Origin of the sequence: Paenibacillus kobensis NBRC 15729 (genome assembly GCF_004000825.1) — a bacterium.
Lineage (GTDB): Bacteria > Bacillota > Bacilli > Paenibacillales > Paenibacillaceae > Paenibacillus_T > Paenibacillus_T kobensis.
Genome location: NZ_BILZ01000121.1, coordinates 1 through 3,426 on the forward strand (window position 1 = coordinate 1; position 3,426 = coordinate 3,426).

Here is a 3,426-nt window from a genome sequence, read left to right on the forward strand (position 1 = left end):
ACGGAACGAGATAGAAGAAACGGTTGCACGTATCTTTGCAGAAGTGTTAGGTGTTACTCCGGTGGGGATTGAAGACAACTTCTTCGAGATGGGCGGTGACTCGATCAAGGCAATCCGTGTCGTATCCAAAATACGGGAAGCCGGATATGAGCTAGCTGTCAAAGACCTGATGCAACTGCGCATCGTGAAGCTGATTGCAGAAAAAGCAGTCGCAGCAGCAATAGAGACGGTATACCAGGGAGAAGTCAGCGGATCGGCACGGCTGACGCCGATTCAGCATACATTTTTTGAATGGAATTATGTACAACCGCATCATTTCAATCAGGCCACCATGCTTTATTGTGAGGAAGGCTTTAATGTAAACGCACTCCGACAAAGCATCAAAGCGCTTGTTGTCCACCATGACATGCTGCGCAGCGTATATAGAGATAAATTACAGTGGATTCTCCCGGCTCAAGAAAGCAAGCTGTTTGACTGGAACGAGTATGAACTTAAACATTCAGACCCTATTTCACAGATCGTGGAGCAAGAGAGTACGAAGCTGCAAAGAAGTATCGATTTGGAACAGGGTCCCCTCATGAAAGTAGGGTTGTTTCACACTGTAGACGGAGACCATCTGCTGTTATGCCTGCATCATCTTGTCGTAGATGGTGTATCGTGGAGGATTCTTCTGGAAGACCTGAAAACCGGATATGAACAGGCATTACAGGGCAAGGAAGTCGTTCTTCCGGCCAAGACAGCCTCTTACAAAGACTGGGCGGAAGCGTTGGTAGAATATTCCCAAAGCATGGAATTGAAACAGGAAAGAAACTATTGGAGAGAAATAGGTGAACAAGTGAAAGATGGGGCAATTCAAGGTGACTTGGATGGCCAACCGACGGAATATGCGCATATGCAGCTTGAACTGGAGAAGGAAAGTACCCGGCAATTATTATTTGAAGCAGGGAAAGCGTATGGAACGGAGATCAATGACTTGCTGCTTTCGGCACTCGGCATGGCGGTGCAACAGTGGACAGGCCAGCATTACGTTGCCGTAGACATGGAAGGCCACGGACGCGAGGAACTTCATAAAGCTGTGAAAATGGACAGAACCGTCGGATGGTTTACGAGTATTTATCCGATTGTATTGCAAGGATCTAAGGATCCCGAAGAAACCATCATCAACACCAAAGAAATGCTCCGAAGAATTCCGAATCACGGCATCGGTTATGGCGTGGCCAAATATCTTGGTGAGGATCAATGGCCGGATACAGAAGCAGATCTGTGCTTCAATTACCTCGGGCACATGGATCATGAACTTGGAGTAGCGGAAAGGATTACAGCATCCAATCTGTCATGCGGAAGCAGTATTGCGGATGACAATATGCCGAAGCAAGGCATTACGATGGACGGGAGCGTATCGGGCGGTAAATTACGGTTTGCTATTGCCTACAACAAGGGAAGGTACAGTGAAGAAAGCATAGAGCAGTTCTGCCAATATTACGTTCAATCTATTAACACGATTGTTCAGCACTGTGTATCTCAAAAAGTGGTCATAAAGACAGCTTCGGATTTCGGCGCGCCGAATATGAATGTTTCTGATTTCAAACAACTTACACAAATGCATCCTGTTCATGAATTATCCGGTATCTATTCTTTAACGCCGATGCAAGAGGGAATGTTGTATCACCGATTGGCAGATGAACATTCTACAGGTTATGTATTGCAAATCATGTTTCGCATGAAAGGTAATTTGCAGGTTGAGAAGGCACGGGAAAGCTTATCCTTGCTGGCTAGGAAATATGATGTACTGCGTACGTCATTTATCTATAACAAAGTAAGCAAGCCGTGGCAAGTCGTATTGCGTGAACGTGAGATCGAATGTCATGTTATTGATTTGTCCTTCAGTGAAGAACAGGAAAATGAGATCTTAAAGATCCAACAGGCGGACATTCGGCGCGGATTCCATCTGGAAGAAGACAGTCTGCTTCGTGCGACCATTCTCAGAATGTCGGAGGAAGAGCATATCCTTGTGTGGAGTTCCCACCATATCATTATGGATGGTTGGAGCTTACCGCTGCTGTTCCAAGATTTCATGCAATATTACGAAGCACTGACAGAAGGACGCACCTTGTCTTCCCTGCAGGAAAGAGTGCGAGCAGAGGAAAAAGGGATGGCATCTTATGGTGAATACATCCGCTGGCTGGAGAAACAGGATAGGGAAGAAGGACTTTCTTACTGGGAGAATGTTCTTGCAGATTACGCCGATGCTGCGGAGATCCTGCCGTTAAGTCAAAGCGGGAGCGTGGAGGAACAGGTTAAAGAAGAAGTATATAGGACGGATATACAGTTGACCGGACAATTACAACGACTTTCCAGCTTGATCAATGTAACCATAAACACTCTCGTTGAAACAGCTTGGGGTGTTTTGTTGCAGAAATACAACCGGAATGCAGATGTTGTATTTGGGAAAGTTGTGTCCGGGAGGAATGTGGGATTACAGGGAATTGAGCAGGCTGTCGGACTGTTTATCAATACCATACCGATTAGGGTGAAATGTGAAGAAAGCACAACAGTGGAAGAACTACTCGGGCAGATCCAGCAGCAGGCGGTTGCAAGCATGGAATATGACCGTTGTTCTCTAGCGGAAGTGCAAAGCAGAAGCACTCTTGGCAACCATTTGATCCGGACGTTGTTAGCGTTCGAGAACTACTATGTAGACGAATCGTTTAACCTTGGAAGCCATGGGTTGAAGATCGAAATAGAGAGTGCCAGAGAGCAGACAAACTATGATATTTCGTTGAGTGCATTTATTAAGGAAGCTGCCCTGACATTTAAGATTATGTATGACCCCGGAAAATATGGGACGGAAGAAATTCGGACACTGCTGGGAAGAATGGAACAACTGTTGCAACAAATGACCGCAAATCCGAAGCAAAAGATCAGTCAATTGAGTGTGGTGGACGAAGAGGAAAAGAGGCTGGTCATTGAGACCTTCAATGACACGGCTACCGAATACCCAAGGGGAAAAACAGTCGTAGAGCTGTTTGAAGAACAGGTACTACAGACGCCGGACCATATCGCGGTCGTATTTGAAGATGCGCAATTGACGTATGAGCAGCTGAATGAAAAAGCCAACCAGTTGGCCTACAAACTGCGTAAGCTTGGAGTCAAGCCAGATGACAGAGTTGCGATCCTGGCCCAAAAAAGCATGGAGATGATTATCGGCATTTATGGAGTCATCAAGGCTGGCGGTGCCTACGTGCCGGTAGATCCTGGCTATCCGCACAATCGTATCCAGTACATGCTGGAAGATTGCCAGCCGAAAGCGATCCTGCTGGGAAGGGCGGAACTGCCGGTCAAAGGGAATATTCCGGTCATCGACCTATTCGATAAGGAGGTCTATACAGGCGCGGCTACCAACCCAGAGCATGTCAATACGCCACA

1 protein-coding gene is annotated in these 3,426 nt (G+C 46.6%); it reads left to right on the plus strand.

What is annotated here, in order from left to right; all coding sequences use genetic code 11:
* Positions 1 to 3,426: condensation domain-containing protein (locus PKO01S_RS28245; protein WP_164779829.1), on the plus strand; the 3,426-nt coding region annotated here is incomplete at both ends.